Below are 23,422 nucleotides of genomic sequence, written 5' to 3'. Positions count from 1 at the left end.
TTATACAAAGCATCATTAGATTGGGTGATGTTTGATTTTCCATGCTTTATGGATTTTAGTATTGCGTTTGAAATCTAAGCCAATGGTTTCACTGGTAATTTCTTGCACATCGAACATGGCTTGAACCTCTTCATCCATTTCGAAACCACGATAGTTATTCGAGAAATACAAAGTGCCTTCAGTGGTTAAACGGTTCATGGCACGTTTAAGCAATGAATTGTGGTCACGCTGTACGTCAAAAGTACCGTAGAATTTTTTCGAATTTGAGAATGTTGGCGGATCAATGAAGATCAGGTCATATTGTTCATGACCTTCTTTTAACCATTCAAAACAGTCGCTAGAGAAGAACTGGTGCTGTTCATCTGCATGATCAACCGTCAACCCATTGAGTACGAAGTTTTCTTTTGACCAATTTAAATAGGTATTGGATAAATCGACACTTGTGGTACTTGCTGCACCACCTAAAGCTGCATGAACACTGGCAGTAGAGGTGTAGCTGTACAAGTTCAAGAAGTGTTTGCCTTTCGCTTCAGCAGCAATGCGTAAACGCATTTGACGATGATCGAGGAACAAACCGGTATCTAAATAATCAGTCAAGTTGATTAAAAGTTTGGCTTTACCTTCTTGTACAATAAAGCGCTTAGATGCAGTACTTTGTTTTTCGTACTGTGTTTTACCTTCCTGACGGGCACGCGTCTTAATAAAGATCGCGTCGCGACCTAAACCAGTCACCGCACGAATAGAAGCCAAAGCCAGGTTAAAGCGTTTTTTTGCTTTTTCAGGATCAATGGTTTTTGGTGGTGCATATTCTTGGACATGCAGACGATCACCATACAAATCCACCGCGACATTAAAGTCAGGTAAATCTGCATCGTATAAACGTAAGCAATAGATATTTTCTTTAACAGCCCATTTTTTCAAGGCTTGCATATTCTTTTGCAAACGGTTGGTAAAGTCCTCGGCGCCTTCAATTGGCTCAAACTGTTGCGGCTGCCAAGTCGCCAGGAAGGGCTGGCTCACAGCTACAGGTTTGATGGTACCGAAACGTACGTAAATAGGAAGCTTACCATTCATCAAGCGCAAAATTTGCGGATCGTTGAATGCCAGTACATCCGCCTGTTCAACTTGTGCAGCAATTATTGCAGCATATTGATTCGGGAAGTTCTTTTGTAAAAGCGCTGATAAGCCTAAATACAAAGCACGGTTAGAAGCTTTTTCACCTAAACGCTCACCATATGGTGGGTTGGTGACAATAAATGAAGTTTTTCCTTCAGCTTGGAAATCTGGCCAGTCTGCAAGGGTACGTTCTTCAATTTTAATTTGATCAAGTATCGATTCAAAGCCAGCTGCAATAATATTTTGCTTGGTGGCTTTTACAGCCTCCCAGTCAGCATCATAAGCATAGAACTGAGGGAGTGGTTTTTCTAATCCTGCTTGATGGCGTTCAGCTGCTTCATTTTTAATTGACATCCATAAATCATGGTCATGACCACTCCAGCCATTAAAACCAAAACGACGGACTAAACCTGGTGCACGATCGGTCAACATCATTAATGATTCAATGATGAATGTCCCTGAACCACACATTGGATCTAAAATAATGTCAGGATTGCGTTCGATTAATTTGGCTTTTTGCAGAATTGCGGCTGCAAGGTTTTCTTTAATTGGGGCATCGGTCATGAAATGACGATAGCCGCGTTTATGTAAAGAATCACCTGACAAATCCAGGCAATACGTATGCTGAGTTTTACCTGCCAGTACATATAAAGTAATTTCAGGTTGTTTAATGTCGATGCTTGGGCGTTTGCCTACAGCTTCCATAAAGGAATCAACTACACCATCTTTCACACGTAAAGTCGCGAATTGACTATTTACTTTAATGTCACGTTCGACGTGTAAACGAATGGCAAATGTACTTTGTGTTGCAAAAATAAGTGACCAGTCAAAGTTCATTGCACCTTCGTACAATTCTTCAGCCACGTCACGTGCATCATGAGTGAACTCTAATTCATGGGTATGAATAGGAGTGAGTACACGAGAGGCTAAACGTGACCACAAACAAATACGATATGCATTTTCTAGCGTGCCTTGGAAAACTAAACGTCCTGGAAAGCGTTCAATATTTTGAACTCCTAAACCTTCCAATTCTTCTTGGAGTAAGGTTTCAAGCCCATCTGCACAGGTGACCCAGTATGTAGAAAGACGTAGTTTCGAATTCATGCAAATTTTCCAAAAGCAGCTAAGCAATCTATTATTTTAACGTATTTTAGTCCTCAAAAGTTTTTAAATTATGGCAAAGCTTGGGCTTGATAGGGAAATATATGATTTTTATCTATTGAGCTTGCATAACTGGTACGCATTTTGCTGATAACCCTGCTTATGGGTTATCAGTCATGTGATTTGGACTATAACCGCTGTTTTGAGATTTTTGATTTGATAAGGGGTATTGAATGAAAGACACAATGGAGAGTGGGTTTATGACCAATTCTGAATCTTTTTCTATCGCGACATTGATTTATGCTCGATTAAGACGTGTAACAGGGCGAGTGATTGATGTCATGTATTTGGTGCAAAACCAAACTTACGCTAAATATGTCATTGATCTTGCTTTCTCTGCGAATGATTCCGAGTTGCAGCGACAAGCTGAGCGCCTACGTTCCTTAATGGTGTTTGATGCTGAACCTAATAAAATTGAGGTTAAGGAAGAAATAGCAGAAATATATGAAACCGAAGTAACCGAAGAAGAAATTTATAGAGCACAAGTGTCACATCACTATATTGGTGCATTACGTTAATTTTTTAGGCTCTAAATACTCCTGCTGATTTAGAGCCTGATTTTAATAAATGATAGATTTATTGGACTTTATAAATAAGCTGTAGAAATTGGTAAAACTAATCGCTTACTTTTAATTGATAAATTTACATGAAACGTAAATAGTCACTGAATGCTGAAAACTTCAACTGCCAACCACAGGGGAATATCTGTATAATAGTTCAACTTAACTGAACGGGAATCTCTCATGCACTTGGCGGCACTGCATACTCCGAGCCAGATTCAACTCAATCAACAGGGTAATCTCAAACATTTCTTGACCATTGACGGTCTTTCCAAAGAAACCCTGACCAAAATTCTTGATACAGCCAACTCCTTTTTTAATGATCAAAATCAACTGATAACGACTCCTTTATTAGAAGGTCGTACGGTCATGAATTTGTTCTTTGAAAACTCGACCCGTACTCGTACCACTTTTGAAGCAGCGGCAAAACGTTTATCAGCCAACGTACTGAACATTGATATAGCACGTTCAAGTACCTCAAAAGGTGAAACATTACGAGATACCTTGTGGAATCTTGAAGCGATGGCAGCCGATATTTTCGTTGTTCGTCATTCATCTTCAGGTGCGGCACATTTTATTGCACAAACCGTTTGCCCACATGTTGCGATTATTAACGCAGGCGATGGCCGTCATGCGCATCCGACGCAAGCGATGCTGGATATGTTGACCATTCGCCGTGAAACCAAAAAGCCATTCGAAGCTTTAAGTGTGGCCATTATTGGGGATATTAAACATTCGCGTGTGGCACGTTCAGATGTGGCGGCATTGCAGACTTTAGGCTGTAGAGACATTCGTGTGATTGCACCGAATACCTTGCTGCCTTATGGCTTTGAAGAATATGGCGAAGATGTTCGTCTGTTCAATAACATGGAAGCCGGGATTAAAGATTGCGACGTGATTATTACTTTACGTATTCAAAATGAACGTATTGATTCTCCAGCGCTGGCTTCACAAGCTGAATTCTACAAAATGTACGGTTTAAACAAAGAACGTCTGGCGATGGCGAAACCTGATTGCATCGTGATGCATCCGGGACCAATGAACCGTGGCGTAGAAATTGATTCCAGTATTGCTGATGGATCGCAAGCGGTCATTTTGCAGCAAGTGACCAATGGTATTGCTGTGCGTATGGCGGTACTTGCATTGTCTATGCAAGGTCAGTTGCAGGAAAAAGGTTTAATTGAAGCGATTGCGGGATAAGGTAAAGTCATGAGTATTGTAAAAATTGAAAATGTCCGTGTCCTCGATCCAATCAAGCAAACGGATAGCATACAAACGGTTTTTATTGAAAATGGTAAATTCGTTGCTGCAACAGATCAGGTCAGTGAAAGCATTGATGGCCAAGGTCAATGGTTGATGCCAACCATGGTCGATTTATGTGCACGTTTACGTGAACCCGGTCAGCAACAGCACGGTACTTTAAAATCCGAAGGAAAGGCTGCGCGTGAAAATGGCATTTTGCATGTTTTTACTCCGCCAGATTCAAAACCAATCGTACAAGACAATGGTGCGCTGATTCATGGCCTGGTTGAAAAAGCCATGCTTGATGGTGGTATTTATCTACAAGTGATTGGTGCACAAACGCAAGGTTTACAAGGCAAACAGCCTGCAAACATGGCAGGCTTGAAGAAAGGCGGTTGTACTGCTGTTTCGAATGCCAACGCGCCGTTTGCGGATGATGATGTGGTGATTCGTACTCTGGAATATGCTGCAGGTCTGGGCATGACTGTGGTGTTTTATGCAGAAGAACACCAAATTGCCAAAGATGGTTGTGCACATGAAGGCTTTATTGCTTCACGTCAAGGCTTGCCGACGATTCCAGCATTGGCTGAAACTGTTGCGATTGCAAAATATTTGCTCATGATTGAAGCAACAAAAGTGCGTGCACATTTTGGGTTGTTATCTTGTGGTGCTTCTGTTGAATTGATCAAAATTGCAAAAGACAAAGGCTTGCCTGTTACTGCTGATGTGGCGATGCATCAATTGCATTTAACCGAAAGTTTAACCGACGGCTTTAATTCTTTGGCGCATGTACGCCCGCCATTACGTGCTGAAAAAGATAAACAGCTATTACGTCAGGGCGTAAAAGATGGTGTGATTGATGCGATTTGTACCCATCATGAACCGCTTAGCAGCTCTGCAAAATTAGCCCCATTTGCCGAAACACAACCGGGTATGACTGCTTTTGATACTTATGTTGCGTTTGGTATTCAACTGATTAATGAAGGACTACTTAAGCCTTTAGAGTGGGTTGAAAAAGTGACCCTTGCACCTGCAAAAGTGGCCAATATGGTTAATCGCTGGACTGAAGAATCGGGCTGGGCGTTGGTTGATCCTAAAATTGAATGGATGGTTTCTAAAGATTCTATTCTTTCACAGGGTAAAAATACGCCACTCATTAATCAAAAAGTGGTAGGTAAAGTGGTTCAAACTTTTGTGGCTTAATTGATTTAATATTTTTTTATGATTTATAAAAGTCAGCTTCGGCTGGCTTTTTTGTGACTTAATTGTTATTAATTGCTAATTTTGTTTATAATTATGTAAATAAGAGAGGGTATATTAATGAAACTTAAGAATAAAACACTTGTCGTGTTTGCATCAACTTTAGCTTTAACTGGCTGTAATAATCTTTTTTCAAAACATTTGAAATGTGATGAGGAATCCGCAACATCATTGGTAACACAGGTATTACAGGATGATTTGGCACAATCTTTAGAACGTGAACTCAAAGAGTTAATTAAAAACGGTTCAATTAAGGATTTAGATCCCGCAAAACTTAAATTATCAGCAAAAAATATCCAATTTAGTTTGCTTGATAGTAGAACCGACTTTATTGATCCGAATAGTCCAAAAACCACATGCTCAATTGATTTAACAGCAACTATTCCCTCAGACTTAGTCAAAAAATCTGATGAAGCGAGAGCTAAAGTTGATGCAGTGAGTGTAGAAGAACATGCAAATAATTTAGGTATAAATTATGAAAATAATAAGATTCATTTAACCCTAGAGTATGTTCTGCAACCCACTGACAAAGGGGACAAAGTTTTAGCTCTACTTAAGAATACCGCTAACGTACAAACCTTGGTTTCAGAAACTTTAACTTATGCATTCTTAAAACCACAAATTGAAAAGAATCAAATTAAAAATTTGGAAGCGAGTAAAGCCGCTATACAAAGAAATAATGCCAACAATGCAACTTATGATGCAAATAATGAAGCTATCGTAGCTGCTGATGCGGCAACAGAAGCAGAACAGGCTGCTCAGGCAGCCACAGCTGCAGCAGAAGGTTATGACGAAGAGTATTAATAATTAGTTTTTTGAAAATAAAGTTGATTTGAAATAGGGTAATTATGAAGCTCAAATTATTAGCATTAGTGGGTTGTATGTTGCTTGTGTCTGGTTGTGACAAAGTACAATCAATCACAGGTAGTTCAGTGAAATGTGATAATGAAACTGCAAAGCAGTTAGTTGTTGAAAGTTTCAGTAAAACGGTAAGTGATATTGCTGCAGAGCGTGTCAAAGAATTGATTGATAGCGAAAACGTTACAATTGATATGGGGAAATTAAGAAGTACCCTTCAGCAAATTACATTCAATGTGAATGATGTCCGCACCAATAATTCTGACCCAAATAGTAATAAGCAGTATTGCGTAACTGAATTTGTAGTCAAGGTTCCAGATCAAATGGTAAAAGATGCAGATGCAGCTCGGGCTGTTTATGATGAAAATAATATTGCTCAGGCTGCCGTATTGTCAGATCTATCATTTGAAGCAAACCAGTTGAAAAAAGAAATTGAATATTTAGTTCAGCCAACAGATGATGGTAAAAAAGTTTATGTCACTTTAGAAAATCCAGATGCTTTGGCATATTTCGTCCGAGATATCGCAGTTGATTCTTTAGTTAAAACTGCACGTCTAAATGCAGCTGAAGTTGCGAAACAAGAAGAGATTAAACGTGTAGCTGAAGAAGAGGCTACTGCACAGGAATATCAGTCTGTATTAATTTCAGAAGCGAAAACTAATTTAGATAAAGCCAATGAAAATTTAAATTTGGTTTGGAATTCGACAACTAAAGAAGTTCGTAATCAGCTTTTAGATGAACAAAGACTTTGGCTTAAAAAACGTGAGTTAGAGTGTAAGTTAGAAAGTACTAATTCAGATAATCCAGAAATTTATCGAATAAATTGTGAAACCAATATGACAACACAACGGACTTCAGAGTTGCGTCAAAAAATTTATTATTTAGAAGAGTAATTATTTTTAAATATTAGAAAAGTCAGCTTTGGCTGGCTTTTTTATTGCTGAAAAATAATAGTATTCAAATAATACAATTAATTACACTGGCTAAAAACCGAACAGATAAACTGAAAATGCACGTGATAAAATGAGAATAAGAGGAATAATAGATGAATATTAATTTGATTGATTTACTCAAGCAGAAAGTATCTGCGATTGTTCTTGAAGGTGAAACGGAATATCTAAGCGAGAAGAGTCAAGCATTAAGCAGTTTTTTTCCTATCCTATTGGCAATTTTCAAATCTAAGCCAGAACTTATTAGAAATTTACAGAGTCAATTAAATCCGAGATTGATTGATCTCTTTGCAACAAATCCCGATTTAAAGCAGGAATTTTTAGAACAGGTTTCAGGCACAGTTCCGACTGGCGCAATTGAATCTACCTTAAATCGCTCAATTACCCCTACACTGGGTTTTTTAGAAACCGAAGCCGGTTCTTCTGAACCAAGTGCGATTGCACATCTTATTGAGACACATTGGCCTACTGTATCGAGTGCCTTGCCACATTGGGCACCAGCGCTTTTAAGTGCTTTAGGCGTAGGACTGGCATCGGGACATGCCTTGCACCAAGCCCCTGAAACGCATGTTGTGGTAGAAGAAAAAAAGAAATCAAGTTTTTTATTGCCGCTCATTGCTTTCATTGTTTTAGCTGGACTACTTGCGTTAATGTTTAGAGCTTGTTCAGATAGAAAAGAAACTGAGTCTGTAAGCGGTGTGCCTGCACAGACTGCCACCAGTGAGCCAGCAAAATTACAACTCAGCACGGGTTCGACAGGAGACTTAACCACGTGTCAGTTATATTCTGGCAATGCGAGTTATATCGATATTCTGCAAAAAGAAATTAAACAAATTTTTAATCACAATATCGGTTGTGGTGTTGAAAGCAACGTAAGCTATCATACAGAATTTATTGATCAAGATGCCATTCCAAGTGTATTGAAATTGGTTAAGGGTGTTCCAAATGCATCAATAATCTGGATGGGAGATCAGCTTTCTATTCAGACTGCGAATCCAACTGATGCAGAACAGTTGGCGACTAAAATTAAGCCATTGGTTAAAAATATGACAGTAATGACGCAAGCAACGACAGCTGCTTCTACACCTGTTGATAACAATATGGCAATTAGTGAAGGTAATACCAATGCGGAAAAAGCTTTGGCTGCAATTAATCCAGATCAAATTCGTGCATTAGATATTGCAACAGCCCTGAATATGCAAATTATCAACTTTGATACCGCAAGTGCCAATATTCCTGATGCCAATAAATCGATTTTAGATCAAGCAGCTGCGCTGATTAAACGTGCATCACAAGTGCATCTAACGGTTAAAGGTCATACCGATGCTGTAGGTAATGCGAAGGCAAATAAAACCTTGTCACAAAAGCGTGCACAAGCCGTTGTCGATTACTTGGTGCAACAAGGTGTCGACCCTGCCCAGTTGCAAGCAGTCGGTTATGGTTCAGAACAGCCTGTGGCGGATAATGCAACACCGGAAGGTCAGTTTAAAAACCGTCGTATCGAGTTTGAAGTGTTAAATACAGAAACAGGCACTGTTCGTGAAGTAGATGAAGAGGGTGTAAAGCAGCAATAAACGAATTATTAAAATAAAAAGTCTCTGTGTCAAAGCAGAGATTTTTTATAGAAACCAGCATTTAATTTATAAACAGTGTCTAAAAATATTTTAAAACATGAAGCTATAGATATTTAATAAAAAATGGAGGTATCTGATTTATTTGAATTTTCTTAAATAAACCAGAGATGTCACTGAGTATTTAAAGAAGGGCTAATTGATTCGTTCTTTTTTTATTGGCATGCTGTACTTAATTGTAAAACGTGAAAATATTATGCGTATTAGTTTTATTGGGGCGGGGCGGGTTGCACATCATTTGGCTCGTGTTTTAAGCCAGCATCATCAAATCATGCAAATCTATAGTCGCAGTTTTGAGCCTGCACACACTTTAGCTGCTCAAGTCGGTGCAACTGCAGCGGCGAATATCTCCGAAATAAATCCTGAAATTGATTTGGTGATTATTGCGGTAAGTGATCAAGCGATTGCATCAGTGATTGTAGATGTTCATCAACACTTACCTGATGCACTGCTTGTACATACCTCGGGCAGTACAGATATCGAGGTTTTGGCAAAAACTCATGCACGTGCAGGTGTACTTTATCCTTTGCAAACCTTTAGTTTAGATCGGGAAATTACGTGGGTCGATACCCCACTATTTGTAGAAGCGAAATTTGAAAATGATTTGGTTTTATTAAACGAGCTTGCTAATCAATTGAGTAGTCGAGTTTATCAATACACATCAGCACAGCGTTTAAGCTTGCATTTGGCGGCGGTATTTGCCTGTAATTTTAGTAATTATTGTTACGACATGGCGAAGCAGGTAGTAGATGCACAGCAGGTTGATTTTTCCCTGCTTTACCCCCTAATTTTAGAAACTGCCCATAAAGCTGTACAGCATGATCCTAAACAGATGCAGACTGGACCGGCAATGCGAGGGGATCGAAATATTTTAAAGATGCATGAACATATGTTGCAGGATGCACAACGAGAAGATTTAAAAAGTATATACAATTTAATGAGTCAGCAGATTATGCAATCGCATCGCTCGGAATAGTCATCTAAAATTAAATCAATATATTGTAACAATGAATAAAACAAGGATGGGTTTATGGCAAAGGATTTTAATAGTCAGTATGTGGTAGATGGTTATGATGTGCACATTCGCAAGTTAATTCCTGGCTATGAAGTAGTCCATCAGCAAATTCAAGCCTTGTTAAAAACCTATGCTGATGAATATGCACATGTGCTCATTGTAGGTTGCGGTACCGGCTATGAACTGGGTCATTTAGTACGAGCATTTCCGGACTGGACATTTACTGCAACAGAGTTGTCGGAAACCATGCTGGATAAAGCCAAACAATATATTCATTCTTTAAATGCATCGCATCGGGTTGAGTTTGTATTGGGAGAGGTAGACCAGTTAAAAACAGCTCAGGCTTACGACGCCGTGCTTTCTATTTTAGTCACGCATTTTGTGAATTATTCAGATAAGCCCAAGTTCTTTAAAGCGATTTACTCACGTTTAAAACCTCAAGGAGTGTTCATTACTTTTGATTTGACCCGAATCAAGTCAGAGCAGGAACTGGAAATACTGAAACATATCTGTGAGGCAAACGGTTTAACGATTTCGCAATCTGCGGCAATGATTGATCGCATAGAAGATGATTTTTATCCGTTATCGGAGCAGGAAACATTGGAGCAATTGAAATTGAGCGGATTTGATTCTGTAGAATGCTTTACACAAATTTTATCTTATCAAGGTTTTATGGCATTAAAAGCTTAAAGTCTAAGTATAAAAATGGCTCATACATTGATGAGCCATTTTTTAAGGTGCTGGTTAACGTTATTTGATTTTCTTGAACAGGAAGTCGTTAATTTTATGACCTTCCTCAAGCCCGCGACGTTCAAACTTGGTTTGTGGGCGCCAGTCAGGGCGAGGATAGCTATTACCTTTACCTGCCATATTTTCAAGATTCGGACGGTTATCTAACACATCCAGCATCCATTCAGCATACGCTTCCCAGTCTGTAGCCGAGTGGAAAGTACCGCCCATTTCCAGTTTTTGTTCAACCAGTGGCATACGGTCATGTGATACAAAACGACGTTTGAAATGACGTTTCTTTTGCCATGGGTCTGGGAAATAAAGTTGTACCGCGTTAATGCTGTTGTCTGGCATTTCACGAAGCACTTGAATGGCATCGGCATCGAGTAAACGCAAGTTGGTTAAACCTGCCATGCCGGCTTCATATACGCATTGCGCGATACCGGGTACATGCACTTCGATACCGACATAGTTACGTTCAGGATTGGCTTTTGCCATAAGCACAAGCGAACGGCCCATACCAAAACCAATTTCAACCGTTAAAGGGCGTTCTGGATGTTCAAACTGTTGACGTAAATCACCCACCGGATATTCCAAAATTAGGTGACCATATTGTTCAAGCGCAGTACGTTGAGAGGTATTTAGCGGAGATGAACGACGCATAAAAGTGACAATTTCGCGATGTTCATTCAAGTTGTCCAGCTCGACGACTTGCGGGTCTAATTGATCGTTCGACATAACTTTGGCAAATGTAAAAAATTCGAATGCGGTATTTTAAGTCCTGAGCCTAACAAGTCAAACTTTTTCATTTTTAAGATGCGGTAAAGACAGCAGAGTCATGCTGTTATTGCGTCATTATTTGCTGAAATGGAAGTTGAGACCTAACAAAGAACGGGGTTACGTTGGGCGTATTAATTGTTTTATAAAAATATTGGCTTAGAAAATTTAGATAGCGGAATCTACATTATTTTAAGGCAATGGTCAGTACGCCAAAAGCAATCAGGACAATGCCCAAGTATTCTTGCAGGCTGGGGCGTTCACCTAAAAAAAGCACAGCAAACAGGGTGGCTAAAATCACACTGAGTTTATCAATCGGTGCCACTTGTGAGGCTTGACCAAGCTGTAAAGCCCGAAAATAACACAGCCATGATGAGCCAGTCGCTAAAGCCGACAAAGTTAAAAATAACCAGGTTTTGCCTGAAAGCAACAAGGGATTCTGCCATTTTCCTAATCCCTAAACCATTAAACTTAATACCAATACAATAATCACAGTGCGAATCAAGGTAGCCAGGTCAGAATCTACCTGTCGCAAACCCACTTTAGCAAAAATAGCAGTTAAGGCTGCGAAACAGGCAGACAATATTGCCCACATAAACCATTGATTTATATTCATAGTGCTGCCTATATTTTTTAGTTTTAGGCTGCTATCATTTTGGAGATCTATTAACGACAGCAATCATGATCGCACTTTTATTTTAATCAAAAGTTACAGCGGATTATAACGATCAATTAATGTATTGCTGGCCTCATTTAACCCGACAACTTTTACTGCAGTATTTTGATCTTTAAATTTCTGTACCACATTGTTCAGCATGTTGACTGAAGTAATATCCCAGATATGTGCATGGGTAAGATCAATCTCAACCTCGGAAATATTTTCTTTAAAGTCAAAAAACTGGAAAAACTTGTCTGAACTGCTAAAGAATATTTGTCCATAAATTACATATTGGCGCGTATTAGAGTTTAAGAGAGTAGAGCTAACCTTGACTTCGCTTTCGAGTTTATTGACTAAAAATAAAGCTGAAAGTAACACCCCAACAAAGACACCCAGCGCAAGGTTATGGGTGGCTAAAACAATAATAACAACGGCAAGCATAACGATATTGCTTTGCTTCGGATGTTTTTGGAAATTGCGGACTGAATCCCAGTTAAAGGTGGTGAAAGCTACCATAATCATAATGGCAACTAGTGCTGCCATCGGAATATACGCCAACCAATCTTTAAGAAACACCACCAAGCACAGTAAAAAAACACCTGCAACCAAGGTCGATAAACGTGTACGTGCACCTGACGATACGTTAATAATGGATTGACCAATCATGGCACAACCTGCCATGCCGCCCATAAAACCACTGACGATATTGGCATAACCTTGACCGCGGCATTCCTGATGACGGTCGCCTTCAGTCTCGGTGACTTCATTCACGACGGTCGTGGTCATCATGGTTTCTAATAAACCCACTGTTGCAAGGGTAATTGAATAAGGAAAGATAATTTTTAAAGTTTCAAAGTTCAATGGAATTTCTGGAATCAGGAAAATAGGAAGCGTATCTGGGAAATGTCCTAAATCACTGACTGTACGCATATCACCGCCTAAAAATAAGGCAAGTAGACTGAGCAGGACAATACAAATCAGTGGAGAGGGAATCAATTTACCAATTCTCGGAATGTATGGAAAAAGATAAACCACTGCCAGACCTAAACCTACAAATAAATAGCCTAAGCTATCCATCTTGCTTAATTCAGGAAATTGAGCTACAAAAATCAAAATGGCCAGGGCATTTAAAAAACCATAAACCACCGATTGCGATACAAATCGCATCAGCTTGGCGACTTTAAAATAACCTGCAATCACTTGAATGATACCGGTCAAAATGGTTGCCGCCAGTAAATACTGCAAGCCGTGTTCTTTGACCAAGGTAATCATCAACAAAGCCAGTGCACCGGTAGCAGCAGAAATCATGGCAGGACGACCGCCAAAGAAAGCAATGGTGACGGCTATACAAAATGACGCATACAGACCGACTTGCGGATCAACACCGGCAATGGCAGAAAAGGCGATTGACTCGGGAATCAGGGCTAAACCCACGACCAAACCTGCTAATACATCGGTGCGGATATTGGAAAACCATTCTTCTTTTTTAAGGCTAATCACTACGTTAACTTTCATCAAACTTTAGAGCTGGGTATGTTAAAACAGTTTTGTAGAAAAAAGCACATCAGATTGACATGAAAAATATTGACTTGAAAAATACAGCATTTTAGACAATATTCAAAAGGTAAAGGTTTTTTACGCATTGATGCTTTTTTGCAATTTACAGGTACGATCACTTGAAAGTTTGTTAGAAGAGATTTAAAACAGTTAATAGTTAAATAACAAGGATCAGATATGAAGCTTTATTACGCCCCGGGCGCGTGTTCACTGGCATCACATATTATTTTAAATGAAATTAATGTTGATTTTGATTTAGAGCGTGTAAATTTAAAAACCCATAAGACAGAAAAAGGTGCTGACTATTACGCAATTAATCCTAAGGGCTATGTTCCAGCTTTAGAAATTAATCCAGGCTTGATTCTGACTGAAAATGTGGCAATTTTACCGTTCCTTGCACAGCATGACCCCAAACAGGATTTAATTCCGCCATCAGGTTTAGGGCGTGCCAAAGTTCTTGAATGGCTGGGTTACTTAAACTCTGAATTACATGATGCTTATGCGGTATTTTTCGGTGCGCCATTGGCGGATGAAGCGAAAGAAAAAGCGTATGCAGAAATTGACCGTTTGCTTGCCTATATTGAAAAAGCCATTGGCGAGTCAGATAACGACTATTTAGTGGATGATAATTTTGGTCCGGCAGATGCCTATTTATTTGTGTTAACAAACTGGTCGAATGGGATTGGGCATGATCTAACCCCTTATAACAATATTATTGCCTTGCGTAATAAAGTGGCAGAACGCCAGTCTGTACAAATAGCGATGCGTGACGAAGGTTTAATTCCTTAATTTTTCTGTCTTGATTTGAAAAAGCACCTGATGGTGCTTTTTTTCTTTGATTTTAAGATTAAGGAATGTTAAATGACTAGAGAATTTTATTGTTGATTTTTTATCAATAGTATTTTGCAAATTCATGAATTTTTATCAATAAAATATTTAAGTATATTGGCCACTGAAAATAAATCCTCAAAGGCGAATGAATGAGTAATATCCTGATTGTGAATGGTGCCAAGCAATTTGCACACTCGAATGGCGAGTTAAATGACACTTTAACTGAATTGGCGAATACTGTGCTTGGTGGACTGGGGCATACCGTTAAAATTACTCGTGCAGATAGTGACTATCAAATTCAGGAAGAAATTCAGAAATATGTATGGGCAGATGTGATTATTTATCAAATGCCAGGCTGGTGGATGGGTGCACCTTGGACAGTAAAAAAATATATTGATGATATTTTTACAGAAGGGCATGGAACTTTATATGCCAGTGATGGTCGATCCCGTTCGGATGCATCGAAAAAATACGGTTCAGGTGGTCTCATTCACGATAAAAAGTATATGTTATCGTTAACTTGGAATGCACCGATGGAAGCTTTTAATGATGCTGATCAATTTTTTCATGGCGTCGGCGTTGACGGTGTATATCTGCCATTTCATAAAGCCAATCAATTCTTAGGTATGAAAAGTTTAAACACCTTCATCGTGAATGATGTGATAAAAATGCCCGATGTAGCTCAATATGAACACAAATATCGTCAGCATCTGATGGATGTTTTTGCCTAATAGATGAGTTGTTTGAGGAGTGAACTATGTTGGTTGTTATTGCAGATATTCTGATTCGATCAGGTGCTCAACATCGTGAAAATATGTTAAATGCATTTAGAACAATAACACTTGCTGTTTTGCAAGAAGATGGGTGTTACGGCTATGAGTTACTGGTAGATCATGAATCGGATGCTAATTATCAGACTAAAGTGCCTGATTCAATTACCATGTTGGAACATTGGGAAAGTGTTGAACATTTGAATAAGCATTTACAAACCCCCCATATGAAAGCGTATCAGCAACAAGTCCAAGATTATGTGCTTGATGTTAAAATCCGGATTATGCAAAAGGGTTTAAGTAGTTAACTACATTCTTGAAATATAAAAAAGGACTCTTTTGAGTAATGTTAGTCAGTTAAGAAATTGACTGACATTTTTCATTTTAAATTCATCATGTTATTTGATACGCGGAAACGTCATTCTCAACTGTTTGAGGCATGAGGTGCATTGCACCGCAAGATTAAAAGTTACTGTTTCTGCGATAGACTTGCTACTCGGTGGTAGTAGACGAGTTTTGCGATGAAAAGACTTTAAATAAATTATTTAAAGTCTTTGTAAGGTGCTTTTCTTGCGAAGCTTCGCCAGGAACTGACGAACTCCAAATATTTGATTTAAAAAGATAGGGCTCCGCTGTGAATAACTCAAAAGTTAAGGAGTTTATGGTCAAACCCCTTAACTGATCAGCATTACTCTTTTGAGCCGTTTTTAAGCTCTTTAACTTTATTTAAAGAAATAACCTGTTTCAGGCGAGCTTGCATTTGCCATACGTTTACGTGGCATGCGACCCGCTAAAAATGCTTCGCGACCCGCTTCAACCGCTTTTTTCATCGCAGATGCCATTAAGATAGGGTTTTGCGCAGCCGCAATTGCAGTATTCATCAGTACGCCGTCGCAACCCAATTCCATGGCAATAGCAGCATCACTCGCTGTACCCACACCGGCATCAACCAACACCGGAACTTTGGCATTTTCTTTAATAATAGAAATAGTATGCGGATTCAAGATGCCTAAACCTGAACCAATCAGGCTGCCTAAAGGCATAATCGCAACACAGCCCATGCTCTCTAATTCTTGCGCCACAATCGGGTCATCCGAGGTGTAGACCATGATCTCAAAGCCATCGTCAATTAAGGTGCGAGCAGCTTTTAAAGTTTCGGTGATATTCGGATACAATGTTTTTTCATCACCGAGAACTTCCAGTTTAACCAGATTGTGACCATCCAGTAGTTCACGTGCCAGCATACAGGTACGGATTGCACTATTGGCATCAAAACAGCCGGCAGTGTTGGGCAGAATGGTATATTTTTCTGGTGGCACAACAGAAAGTAAATTCGGCTGGTCAGGGTGCTGTCCAATATTTACACGGCGGATTGCCACCGTCACAATTTCTGCGCCGCTGGCTTGAATGGCTAAATCGGTTTCAGTTAAATCTTTATATTTACCTGTACCGACCAATAGACGTGAATTAAATGTACGCGAACCGATTATAAGCGGGGTATCTTCCATGGGAGCTCCGAATTAGCCGCCACCGACGGCATGAATAATTTCAATCTGATCTTCAGCGCAAATAGGGGTTTGTGCCAATTTGCTTTTGGAAATGATCATTTCATTCTGTTCTACAGCAAAGCGTTTGCCTTCCAAGGCCAATTCTTGAATCAATTCTAATAAATTAGTACATGAAGTATTTTTTGATTCGCCATTTAAATAAATATGCATGCTTATTTTTCCTTTGCCCTTACTTTATTTTGCGTATTTTAATGCATTCCACGCCAGTACTAGCCAGCCAGCAACCATTAAAGCGCCACCAATTGGTGTGATAGCCCCTAATACACGAGGTAAACCTAAGGCCATTACGTACAGAGAGCCACAGAAAAAGAAAATACCGACTTGAATCAGGATAAAACTGGCTTTAATAGGCAGTTGGGGAATAACTTTGCTTAGAATGGCGAGCGCCAAAAGTCCAAGGGCATGATAGAAAAAATAATCAGTTGCGGTATGCCACCAAGCCAATTGAGCTTCGCTTGCATGCGCTTTTAGCCCATGCGCGCCAAATGCGCCCAGCATGACCGCAAGTGCCAAATTAAGGGCTGAAATTGCAATCCACATAAGCAATTATCACCTGAGTAAATTTGCGCCTAACTTAGCATATTTTAGTGTTTACACAAAAGCCCAAATGCGACAATACAAATGTTTAAGTATAAAAAAGGGCACACAGCCCTTTCTTTATCACAGAATAAAATCAGCCCGATATCTTAGTTAGAAGACATGGCGACTTTAATTTTTTCCATGGCATTTTTTTCTAACTGACGAATACGTTCAGCAGAGACATTATATTCAGCCGCTAACTCATGTAGCGTCGATTTTTCATCATCTAACCAGCGACGCTGCAAAATGTTACGCGAACGGTCATCAAGCTGATCCATTGCGCTATGCAGGGCAGACGTACTTTGTTGCTCATAGTCTTCTTCTTCCGCTAAACGTGCGGGATCGTAACGATTATCTTCTAAATATAAAGCCGGTGCGACATGAGTTGAGCCTTCATCATCGTCATCACCCTGAGCTTCAAATGCTGCATCATAGGCTGTTAAACGACCTTCCATTTCCAAGACTTGTTCTGGTGTCACATTTAAGTCGTTGGCAATAGATTTTGCTTCTTCGAGGGTTAGCTTCTTACTCGATTTTTTTAAGCTACGTAAGTTAAAGAACAGTTTACGTTGCGCTTTAGTGGTCGCAATTTTAACAATACGCCAGTTACGAATCACATATTCATGAATTTCAGCTTTAATCCAATGCACGGCAAAAGAGACCAAACGCACACCCATGTTCGGATCAAAACGTTTAACCGCCTTCATTAGACCCAAGTTGCCTTCTTGAATCAGGTCGCCCTGTGGTAGACCATAGCCTGCATAACTACGGGCAATATGAACGACAAAACGCAAATGAGACATGACCAGCATTTTTGCAGCGTCTAAATCTTGGTCGTAATAATAGCGTTCGGCTAACTCTTTTTCTTGATCAGCCGTTAAAATAGGAATCTGATTGACAGTACTTATATAAGCACCGAGATTTACCCCTGGCGCCGATAATGACAGGGGCATCAATTGATTGCTGCTGTCACTCATGTGTTCTCCTTCAGAATGGATGACATAACCACTTAAATTTTATCTTAATCCAATATTTTCCTGAAATAAGGAATATTGGGTAGAGAAATGTAATTTTTTATGCAAATTTGAAAAGTTCTATTTTAATTGAAAATAATTAAGATTCAATTAAGTAGTGATATTCAGAATCAGTTATTTTTGTCATATTGCATTTTAATTGATGTATTTGGCAATAACGCATTACATCTTGCTGACTATGTGGATCTGAAGATTTTAATAAAAACAGATGCTCTGATTTATTCTTGATCGCTCGCTTAAGCATCAACAATGGCATGGGGCAGGGTTTACCCATCGCATCTATGATAATCGCTGTATTGGCTAGATCATTCATCTCATTTAATTTCTAATAACACGTTCTGAAATGTTAGCAAATTTGGTGCCAAAACTAAATGAAATTATATAATCTCAACATAAAAAGTACCTATATAAAATAGAGAAATAATTAGTAAAATAAAACTCAATCAAAAAGAAAATTATTCAAAAAAAACAGTATGAATTGTTATAAACCCATGGTAAGCTCGTTGCGTATTCAAATTAATGACATACTTAATTTTGTCTTAAAGTTGAATATAGTAATGGATATAACCGGGATTTTGTTAATAGTAATACAGAATGATTACAAGCTTAGAAATAATAAATATTTTTAAACCTTGTTTACTCTGCTGTTTGCAACACCGGGTGGTCCTTCTATTAAATACAATGAGGATTAACTTATGACAGCTCGTGAACAAGGCGTAGTTAAATGGTTCAACGACACTAAAGGCTTCGGCTTTATTCAACGTAACGGCGGCGACGACGTATTCGTTCATTTCCGCGCTATCCAAGGTGACGGTCACCGTTCACTTCGTGACGGCCAACGTGTTGAATTCAGCGTAGTTAAAGGTCAAAAAGGCTTCCAAGCTGAAGAAGTACAACCTTTAGACTAATCGCCTGATTATTCATGAGAACGCCCCAATGTAATTTGGGGCGTTTTTGTTTATAATAGGCTATAATTTTCCTGATTATTAAGTTAGAGCACATTTATATGTCATCTGGTTTTGAAACCTTAAATTTACATCCGAAACTGAAACAGGCTATTGATGCTTTAGGTTTCAAAGAAATGACACCTATTCAGGAAAAGGTTTTGAAATTTACTTTGGCTGGGCATGATGCCATTGGGCGTGCGCAAACAGGTACCGGGAAAACAGCGGCTTTCTTGGTCAGTGTAATTAATGACTTGCTCAATAATCCGATCAAAGAACAACGCTATCGTGGCGAAGCACGCGCACTCATTCTTGCACCAACACGTGAGTTGGCTTTACAAATTGAAAGTGATGCTAAAGAGTTAACCAAATTTACCGATTTGCATGTGGTTACCTTATTGGGTGGGGTGGATTTTGATAAGCAAAAAGCACAATTGAATAAACAATTTGTCGATATTATTGTGGCAACACCCGGTCGTTTGATTGATTTTGTTGAACAAAAAGAAGTCTGGTTAGATCAAATCGAATTTTTAGTCATTGATGAAGCAGACCGTATGCTTGATATGGGATTTATTCCTTCAGTTAAACGGATTGTGCGTTATTCACCGCGTAAAGAACAACGTCAAACGCTCATGTTCTCTGCAACCTTTAGTTATGATGTTTTAAACTTGGCACAACAATGGCTGTTTGAACCAATCACTGTTGAAATTGAGCCAGAAAAGAAAACCAATGCAGATGTTGAACAACGCGTTTATATGGTTGCGAAAACAGATAAATATAAATTATTGGAAGAAATTTTACGTGATGAACCGATTGAAAAAGTCATGATTTTTGCGAATCGTCGTGACCAGGTGCGTAAACTTTATGATCATTTAAAAAGAGATGGCTATAAAGTAGTAATGCTGTCTGGTGAAATTGCACAAGATAAGCGTACCAAAATGCTGGATCAATTTAAAAATGGTCAACATAATATTATGATTGCAACTGATGTTGCGGGTCGTGGTATTCATGTGGATGGTGTTTCACATGTGGTGAATTTTACTTTGCCTGAACAGTCGGATGATTATGTGCACCGTATTGGTCGGACAGGTCGCGCGGGTGCGCGTGGTGTAAGTATTAGTTTCTTATCGGAAGATGATGCGTTCTATCTTCCAGAGATTGAAAAAGCTATTGGTCAAAAATTACCTTTAACCCGTATGGAAGGTTATTGTTAATTTGCCATTAAATAAAATGTAAAATCAAAAGCCGCTTAAAATAAGCGGCTTTTCTTTGTATGTTCAAAACATCATATCTTATTGATGTAATATCATAAAATTATCATGTAGATATTTAGTTTGCTCGGCAGCTAAAGGTGAGAACGGTTTGGTAGTCGTCATCACGAGCTAGGCTACCACTTTTACCAGCTAAAGTACCCAAAACACTGGTTGCAGCTTGAATCATTTGTCCTGTTTTTTCATCCACAACTCCTTTTAAAGCACCGTTGTATTCAGTTTTTTCATCAATCACGATTGCAGTGGCTTTTTTACCGCAGGTATTATTGGCGGCAGTGATGGCATTATTTTTAGAAATTAGATTGGATTTACCTACACCAGTCACTTCATATTGGTTATTTTGCTTTTGAATGGCCAATGATGTGGTTGGATTGGATGCACATGCCGTTAAGGCAAGAGCAATGGCAACCGTAGAAGAGAGTACAAAAATTTTTTTCATCTTTTTCCCCTAATTCGTTTTAAAAAAGAATAAAAAGCATTTGAGCATAACTTTTTGGATGATTTTTGAAAGACTTGTATAAAATATGCAGTTTTATATGGTTATTCTGTGATTGTTCTAATTTTAAGACTGAAATGAAAAGGGAGACATTGGCTGCATACTCTAGAGTATCTGAGTAAGAATATGCTAATCTTGATTAAATATTTTAGTACATAGATATAGAAGTTAATGACGGATTCAGCGGTAGATACGGTTCATCTTAATATTCATCAGCGTCAGTCAATTGGTCATTTGGCTGAGCCTGCACCGAATGCAGCGCAGTTGGAAAAAGCCTTTCAGGCTGCATTGACAGCACCAGATCATCACCGTCTAAAGCCGACCCGTTTTGTGGTCATTCCGGATGATCAGCGTGAAGCCTTTGGTGAATTGTTATCTCAAGCAATCGCAGATTTAGGTGAAACAGATCAGTCTCAGTTAGACCGCGTTAAAAACCATCCTTTTCGTGCGCCACTTTTGGTTTTAGCATTAACGGAATTTAAGCCGCATCCGAAAGTTCCTGATTTTGAGCAAACCTTAAGTACTGGTGCAGCGATACAAAACTTTTTATTATCCTTGCAGGTTCAAGGTTTTTCAACCATGTGGCGAAGCGGCGCGGTGATCGAGTCGAAGTTATTTAAGCAGGCTTTAGGTCTTGCAGCAGAAGATTTAATTTCTGGAATTATTTATATTGGAACAGCCGTAAAAGCGATTCCCGCGCGTGCAGAAATAGATAGCCAAAATTATGTGAGTTATTGGAATAAATAACTTTATCGAATCATGAATTGAGATATAAAAATAATGTCAGAGTTGAAATTTTCAGATCTTGTTGAACCAGTATCGGTAGATCAAAAAACAGCGTTACGGGTAACCGTTTTAGGGGGTGGCAGTTTTGGTACTGCCATGGCGAATACAGCTGTAAGAAATGGTTGCGATACTATGATCTGGATTCGTGATGAAGTAGCTGCCAATGAAATCAATCAAACCCATATCAATAAACGTTATTTGCCAGATTTTAATTTAGAATCTGGATTAAAGGCAGTAACGGATTTGGAAACGGCTATTTGTAATCGTGACATTATTTTGGTGGCGATTCCCAGCCATTCTTTTCGTGATGTGTTAAAACAAATTAAGCCCTTTATTACTTCACAAGCGGTCATATCCTTAACCAAAGGCATTGAAGCAAAAACCTTTAGTTTTATGAGCGATATTATTCGTGAAGAATTACCTGAAGTGCCGTATGGTGTACTTTCAGGGCCGAACCTAGCCAAAGAGATTATGGCGGGCCAGCCCGCAGGGACGGTGATTGCAAGTCAGTCGGAACTGGTGCGTTATGCAGTACAACAAGCCTTACACAGTGCATTATTCCGTGTGTTTGCAAGTGATGATGTGCATGGTGTTGAGCTTGGCGGCGCATTAAAAAATATCTATGCGGTTGCAATGGGAATGGCCGCGGCTTATAAAGTCGGTGAAAATACCAAGAGTATGATTTTAACCCGTGCATTGGCCGAAATGAGCCGTTTTGCGGTGAAGTTGGGTGCTAATCCGCTGACGTTCCTTGGCTTATCTGGTGTTGGTGATTTATTTGCGACCTGTAGCAGTCCACTGAGTCGTAACTATCAGGTCGGTTTTGCTTTAGGTTCTGGTAAAAGCTTAGAGCAGGCAACCAAAGAATTGGGTCAAACGGCAGAAGGGATCAATACGATTATTCAGGTACGCAGCCGTTCAGAGGAATTGGATGTGTATATGCCGATTACCAGTGCTTTGTATGATGTGATTTTTGAAGGTGCACCGCCTTTAAGTATTGCGCTTTCACTGATGAAAAATGGGCATCGTAGTGATGTGGAATTTGTTTTGCCACACCATGAAGTTTAATTTTAAATATTGGAATGAATGAGCTCTGTCATAAAGCTGGGTTATAATTACTGCATATTGAGAATAAGGAAATTTTATGCAACTCACTTTAGTCCGTCATGGTGAAGCCTCTCCAGCGGTCAATGGAAATGATGACAAACGTCCATTAACCAAGCGAGGGCACAAGCAGGCGCAACAAACCGCAGCATATTTAAAGGACATGATTAAACCCGATGTATTTGTGGTGAGTCCTTTGGTGCGCGCTCAAGAAACCTTGGCGCATCTTCAGCATTATTTTAATAATGTGCCTGTGCTGGTGTGTAATAAGATTAAACCTGAAGACGATGCGAAATCAGCGGTGGAATGGTTGTCTCAGTTGCCTTATGAGTCCATTGTGGTAGTGTGTCATATGAATGTGGTGGCTCATATTTCATCGTTATTGACATTAGAGTCGTTCAATCCATATGCTCTGGCTGAAGCGCGTATTTACGAGCAAGCAGTCATTGCAGCTGGCTTATCAACCCAGTTAAAAAGTTTTATTCCAAACACATAAAATATTAATTAAAACGGCAGAAAAACATT

26 protein-coding genes and 1 pseudogene are annotated in these 23,422 nt (G+C 39.2%); 16 read left to right on the top strand and 11 right to left on the bottom strand.

What is annotated here, in order from left to right; all coding sequences use genetic code 11:
- Positions 1–15: 15 nt before the first annotated feature.
- A complete protein-coding gene (gene rlmKL, locus ACP69Y_RS12160; protein ID WP_425918626.1) occupies positions 16–2,220 on the bottom strand; it encodes a bifunctional 23S rRNA (guanine(2069)-N(7))-methyltransferase RlmK/23S rRNA (guanine(2445)-N(2))-methyltransferase RlmL in 2,205 nt (734 codons plus the stop codon).
- 230 nt (positions 2,221–2,450) lie between these two features.
- Between rlmKL and ACP69Y_RS12155 the strand changes: the two genes are divergently transcribed.
- The 8 genes from ACP69Y_RS12155 to ACP69Y_RS12120 all read left to right on the top strand — a co-directional run bounded on the left by ACP69Y_RS12155 (position 2,451) and on the right by ACP69Y_RS12120 (position 10,483).
- Positions 2,451–2,795, top strand: a complete 345-nt coding sequence (locus ACP69Y_RS12155) for a hypothetical protein (RefSeq protein ID WP_425918625.1) — start codon at positions 2,451–2,453, stop codon at positions 2,793–2,795.
- Positions 2,796–3,020: 225 nt separating this feature from the next.
- Positions 3,021–4,037, top strand: a complete 1,017-nt coding sequence (locus ACP69Y_RS12150) for an aspartate carbamoyltransferase catalytic subunit (RefSeq protein ID WP_425918624.1) — start codon at positions 3,021–3,023, stop codon at positions 4,035–4,037.
- Positions 4,038–4,046: 9 nt separating this feature from the next.
- Positions 4,047–5,282, top strand: coding sequence for a dihydroorotase (locus ACP69Y_RS12145; protein ID WP_425918623.1), 1,236 nt, complete (start codon positions 4,047–4,049; stop codon positions 5,280–5,282).
- Between the two features lie 117 nt (positions 5,283–5,399).
- Positions 5,400–6,143, top strand: coding sequence for a hypothetical protein (locus ACP69Y_RS12140; RefSeq protein ID WP_425918622.1), 744 nt, complete (start codon positions 5,400–5,402; stop codon positions 6,141–6,143).
- 44 nt (positions 6,144–6,187) lie between these two features.
- Positions 6,188–7,090, top strand: coding sequence for a lysozyme inhibitor LprI family protein (locus ACP69Y_RS12135; RefSeq protein WP_425918621.1), 903 nt, complete (start codon positions 6,188–6,190; stop codon positions 7,088–7,090).
- A 152-nt stretch (positions 7,091–7,242) separates the two neighbouring features.
- Complete coding sequence (locus ACP69Y_RS12130; protein ID WP_425918620.1) at positions 7,243–8,721, top strand: OmpA family protein; 1,479 nt, start codon at positions 7,243–7,245, stop codon at positions 8,719–8,721.
- 253 nt (positions 8,722–8,974) lie between these two features.
- Positions 8,975–9,754, top strand: a complete 780-nt coding sequence (locus tag ACP69Y_RS12125; protein WP_425918686.1) for a Rossmann-like and DUF2520 domain-containing protein — start codon at positions 8,975–8,977, stop codon at positions 9,752–9,754.
- A 54-nt stretch (positions 9,755–9,808) separates the two neighbouring features.
- Positions 9,809–10,483, top strand: coding sequence for a class I SAM-dependent methyltransferase (locus tag ACP69Y_RS12120; protein WP_425918619.1), 675 nt, complete (start codon positions 9,809–9,811; stop codon positions 10,481–10,483).
- Positions 10,484–10,543: 60 nt separating this feature from the next.
- Here the strand turns inward: ACP69Y_RS12120 and trmB are convergent, their stop codons facing one another.
- The 4 genes and pseudogenes from trmB to ACP69Y_RS12100 all read right to left on the bottom strand — a co-directional run bounded on the left by trmB (position 10,544) and on the right by ACP69Y_RS12100 (position 13,457).
- Positions 10,544–11,260, bottom strand: coding sequence for a tRNA (guanosine(46)-N7)-methyltransferase TrmB (trmB, locus tag ACP69Y_RS12115; protein WP_425918618.1), 717 nt, complete (start codon positions 11,258–11,260; stop codon positions 10,544–10,546).
- 226 nt (positions 11,261–11,486) lie between these two features.
- A pseudogene (locus tag ACP69Y_RS12110) lies at positions 11,487–11,735 on the bottom strand (EamA family transporter); the annotation flags it as partial.
- A gap of 21 nt (positions 11,736–11,756) precedes the next feature.
- Positions 11,757–11,915: a hypothetical protein gene (locus ACP69Y_RS12105; protein ID WP_425918617.1), complete on the bottom strand. Its 159-nt coding sequence runs from the start codon at positions 11,913–11,915 to the stop codon at positions 11,757–11,759.
- A 93-nt stretch (positions 11,916–12,008) separates the two neighbouring features.
- The gene (locus ACP69Y_RS12100; RefSeq protein ID WP_425918685.1) at positions 12,009–13,457 is read right to left on the bottom strand and encodes a SulP family inorganic anion transporter; all 1,449 of its coding nucleotides are present in this window, start codon (positions 13,455–13,457) and stop codon (positions 12,009–12,011) included.
- A gap of 234 nt (positions 13,458–13,691) precedes the next feature.
- On the opposite strand from ACP69Y_RS12100, the gene ACP69Y_RS12095 reads away from it, so the two are divergent.
- From ACP69Y_RS12095 to ACP69Y_RS12085, 3 genes are all read left to right on the top strand, one after another.
- Positions 13,692–14,303, top strand: coding sequence for a glutathione binding-like protein (locus ACP69Y_RS12095; RefSeq protein WP_425918616.1), 612 nt, complete (start codon positions 13,692–13,694; stop codon positions 14,301–14,303).
- 191 nt (positions 14,304–14,494) lie between these two features.
- Positions 14,495–15,076 (top strand): NAD(P)H-dependent oxidoreductase, encoded by a 582-nt coding sequence (locus ACP69Y_RS12090; protein WP_425918615.1) that lies wholly within the window; start codon positions 14,495–14,497, stop codon positions 15,074–15,076.
- Positions 15,077–15,102: 26 nt separating this feature from the next.
- Positions 15,103–15,423, top strand: coding sequence for a putative quinol monooxygenase (locus ACP69Y_RS12085; RefSeq protein WP_425918614.1), 321 nt, complete (start codon positions 15,103–15,105; stop codon positions 15,421–15,423).
- Positions 15,424–15,837: 414 nt separating this feature from the next.
- Here ACP69Y_RS12085 and ACP69Y_RS12080 read toward each other — a convergent pair whose 3' ends face one another.
- The 5 genes from ACP69Y_RS12080 to ACP69Y_RS12060 form a co-directional block, all read right to left on the bottom strand.
- On the bottom strand, positions 15,838–16,623 hold the full coding sequence (locus ACP69Y_RS12080) for a thiazole synthase (RefSeq protein WP_067723319.1): 786 nt from the start codon (positions 16,621–16,623) through the stop codon (positions 15,838–15,840).
- A gap of 12 nt (positions 16,624–16,635) precedes the next feature.
- Positions 16,636–16,833 (bottom strand): sulfur carrier protein ThiS, encoded by a 198-nt coding sequence (gene thiS / locus ACP69Y_RS12075; protein ID WP_131215780.1) that lies wholly within the window; start codon positions 16,831–16,833, stop codon positions 16,636–16,638.
- Between the two features lie 24 nt (positions 16,834–16,857).
- On the bottom strand, positions 16,858–17,223 hold the full coding sequence (locus tag ACP69Y_RS12070; RefSeq protein WP_425918613.1) for a DUF423 domain-containing protein: 366 nt from the start codon (positions 17,221–17,223) through the stop codon (positions 16,858–16,860).
- A gap of 146 nt (positions 17,224–17,369) precedes the next feature.
- Positions 17,370–18,239 carry an RNA polymerase sigma factor RpoH gene (rpoH, locus tag ACP69Y_RS12065; RefSeq protein WP_131215776.1) on the bottom strand — a complete coding sequence of 290 codons (870 nt, stop codon included), beginning with the start codon at positions 18,237–18,239 and terminating at the stop codon, positions 17,370–17,372.
- 136 nt (positions 18,240–18,375) lie between these two features.
- Positions 18,376–18,609: a sulfurtransferase TusA family protein gene (locus ACP69Y_RS12060; RefSeq protein WP_425918612.1), complete on the bottom strand. Its 234-nt coding sequence runs from the start codon at positions 18,607–18,609 to the stop codon at positions 18,376–18,378.
- Positions 18,610–18,991: 382 nt separating this feature from the next.
- Here ACP69Y_RS12060 and ACP69Y_RS12055 point away from each other — a divergent pair, with 382 nt between their 5' ends.
- Positions 18,992–19,204, top strand: a complete 213-nt coding sequence (locus tag ACP69Y_RS12055; protein WP_004648643.1) for a cold-shock protein — start codon at positions 18,992–18,994, stop codon at positions 19,202–19,204.
- Positions 19,205–19,302: 98 nt separating this feature from the next.
- Positions 19,303–20,454, top strand: coding sequence for an ATP-dependent RNA helicase RhlB (gene rhlB / locus ACP69Y_RS12050; protein ID WP_425918611.1), 1,152 nt, complete (start codon positions 19,303–19,305; stop codon positions 20,452–20,454).
- Between the two features lie 115 nt (positions 20,455–20,569).
- Here the strand turns inward: rhlB and ACP69Y_RS12045 are convergent, their stop codons facing one another.
- On the bottom strand, positions 20,570–20,950 hold the full coding sequence (locus ACP69Y_RS12045; RefSeq protein ID WP_425918610.1) for a hypothetical protein: 381 nt from the start codon (positions 20,948–20,950) through the stop codon (positions 20,570–20,572).
- Between the two features lie 228 nt (positions 20,951–21,178).
- Between ACP69Y_RS12045 and ACP69Y_RS12040 the strand changes: the two genes are divergently transcribed.
- The 3 genes from ACP69Y_RS12040 (at position 21,179) to sixA (ending at position 23,393) form a co-directional block, all read left to right on the top strand.
- Positions 21,179–21,754 (top strand): nitroreductase family protein, encoded by a 576-nt coding sequence (locus ACP69Y_RS12040; protein WP_425918609.1) that lies wholly within the window; start codon positions 21,179–21,181, stop codon positions 21,752–21,754.
- A gap of 33 nt (positions 21,755–21,787) precedes the next feature.
- Positions 21,788–22,861 carry an NAD(P)H-dependent glycerol-3-phosphate dehydrogenase gene (locus tag ACP69Y_RS12035; RefSeq protein ID WP_425918608.1) on the top strand — a complete coding sequence of 358 codons (1,074 nt, stop codon included), beginning with the start codon at positions 21,788–21,790 and terminating at the stop codon, positions 22,859–22,861.
- A 76-nt stretch (positions 22,862–22,937) separates the two neighbouring features.
- The gene (gene sixA / locus ACP69Y_RS12030) at positions 22,938–23,393 is read left to right on the top strand and encodes a phosphohistidine phosphatase SixA (protein WP_425918607.1); all 456 of its coding nucleotides are present in this window, start codon (positions 22,938–22,940) and stop codon (positions 23,391–23,393) included.
- Positions 23,394–23,422: the final 29 nt, after the last annotated feature.

Origin of the sequence: Acinetobacter sp. TSRC1-2, from assembly GCF_049895885.1 — a bacterium.
In the GTDB taxonomy this organism is placed as follows: domain Bacteria; phylum Pseudomonadota; class Gammaproteobacteria; order Pseudomonadales; family Moraxellaceae; genus Acinetobacter.
The sequence above is the reverse complement of the archived record's forward strand: the minus strand, read 5'-3'. Positions and strand labels throughout refer to the sequence as shown.